We start from the raw sequence: 1,984 nt of genomic DNA on the forward strand, positions 1-1,984 counted from the left end.
TGCTCTCCACCCCGTCTCCCACATCCCGCAGTTGAACGACGCAGTTGCCTTCCGCTACATGTAACGTGACTTCACATGGGTCGGACTTTCACCTCCTGACAGAACAACATCACAGACGCACGGTCCCCCCTTCGCGGGGACGACGAACTGCTCAATCTTCACTTGACCGACCTATGGCCCGGCGTCGGCGACCAGCAAGGTCCGCGCCGTCTCCAGACCGCTGGTCAATGCGGCCTCGACCGTGCCCATGTCCCGCCCACGGTAGAGTGCTTCGCCGGAAAACAACACGGCCGCGCCGGCAGAGCTTACGAGCGCCGCCTGCGCCGCGCGCGTTTCTGGCGTCGCGTACGAGTAGGCGCCGCGCGCGAAAGGATCCTGCGCCCAGTTGATCGCCCGCGCCGCTACCAGAGTCTGCCTCAGCTGATTTGCGTCGAGACCGAAGATGCCGGCGAGCGAAGCGAGGCCGGCTTCGATCAATTCCTGCTCGTCGAGGCCGGCCAGCCCGTGCGTCTTTGGACCTCCGAACCAGCCCGTGAGCACGGGGTGCTCCGCCGGATGCTGCGTCCACCAGACCGGAATCCGCGCGTCCGAAAGAATGAAGGTCAGATCGGCGAGATCCCTCTGCCGGTCGATCCACCAACGGGTCTCGAAGCGCAGCAGAATCTTGATGACGTTGCCGAAGCCGATATGTTTCGCGGCCGCGACCTTCGCGCGTTCGGACGGAGGAAGCACGATTTCGTTCAGGAGAGGAAGCGGCACTGTGAGGATAGCACGGTCGCAGTCGTAGGCCGTGCTGTTGGCGCAGCAGACCACGACTCTCTGCTTGGCCGCTTCGATGGCGGATACGGCCGAGCCCAAATAAAACGCTACGCCATGGCCGCGGCATTCCGCGATCAGGAATTCGACCAGAGCGCCGTAGCCGCCGGCAATGCGGGCTTGGGTATGCCCTCGGCCATCCATCCATTCGTCGCGAAGCGCCAAAATGCTTGCGCGCTGCGGATCGGCCGCGTCATAGCCCTCGACCATCCGCTCGATCGAATGCCGCAACCGATCATAGTCAGGACCGGCGAAATCCCGGCGCAGGAATTCGGCGACGGTGAGGTTGTCCTTCAGATCTTTCAGCGCGGCGTAAAGCTTGGCTTCATGCATACCTTGCGAAGCCTCGCGCGACAGCTTTCCGTCCTCGACGTTCCATTGCGCCCCTTCGAGCGGCAGCAGGGAAAGCCGCGCCTCCTGCAGCAAGCCGCGCGTGACCGGGGCCTCGCCGTGGACGAATTCGGCGCCGCCGTCCGCCCTGTATCCGAACTCTGCGGCCGGCAGCGGAAAGATGCGGCCGCCGCACCTGTCTCTTGCTTCCACGATGGTCACCCGCCTGCCGGCGCGTGCCAGTTCGCGGGCGGCCATCAAACCGGCGGCGCCGGCACCGATGACGACGATGTGGTCTTGATGGGATTGGGCCATACTGGAGCTTTACCGATCTGCGGCTGGCTTGGGAGCCGCATTCTCTATGCGATAGCGCAGCAGCATGGCGCCGCCTTCCAGGGCCCGGCTGCTCTCCAGTGTCATGGCCGTGACGGGGGCACGGCGATCGGCCTCCGCCTCCGTCGAGTCGAAGATGCTTGGCGCGCCCTTGGCGCCATCCACGGCCGGACAGAGAATCAGGTTGAGCTCATCGACCAGCCCCGCGCGCAGAAAGGCGCCATTGGTACCGCCGCCGCCTTCGAGCAGCAGCCGCTTCACGCCGAGTTCCCGGTTGAGGATATTCAACGCAAGGGTGAGATCGAGCTCCGACTTTCCGGCAAAAATATAGGACACGCCTTCGCCGCGTAGCCCCGCCAGATGCGCGTCCGAAACGGACTCGGCCAGCACCACGACGATCGGATCGCCACCAATGTCCGAACGGCCCCAGCCGATCTTGCCGTGAGCATCGAGCACGACGCCATGGGCCTTGGCGTCGCGTCGCGCGAACCAGGGTTCGCGCGGA

The 1,984-nt window shown here is 64.8% G+C and carries 2 protein-coding genes; both read right to left on the reverse strand.

The window, feature by feature from the left end; translation table 11 throughout:
* Positions 1-171: 171 nt before the first annotated feature.
* Positions 172-1,461 carry a flavin monoamine oxidase family protein gene (locus tag WCB02_RS34650; protein ID WP_423965716.1) on the reverse strand — a complete coding sequence of 430 codons (1,290 nt, stop codon included), beginning with the start codon at positions 1,459-1,461 and terminating at the stop codon, positions 172-174.
* A 9-nt stretch (positions 1,462-1,470) separates the two neighbouring features.
* Positions 1,471-1,984, reverse strand: a 514-nt coding sequence (locus WCB02_RS34655; protein WP_423965718.1) for a RibD family protein, incomplete at its 5' end; no start/stop codon positions are given.

The sequence above is a fragment of the Bradyrhizobium sp. genome (assembly GCF_049581145.1).
Lineage (GTDB): Bacteria > Pseudomonadota > Alphaproteobacteria > Rhizobiales > Xanthobacteraceae > Bradyrhizobium.

Excerpts from the sequence above, each read along its gene's own strand:
- WCB02_RS34650 (WP_423965716.1), bottom strand. The coding sequence starts at position 1,461 with ATGGCCCAATCCCATCAAGACCACATCGTCGTCATCGGTGCCGGCGCC.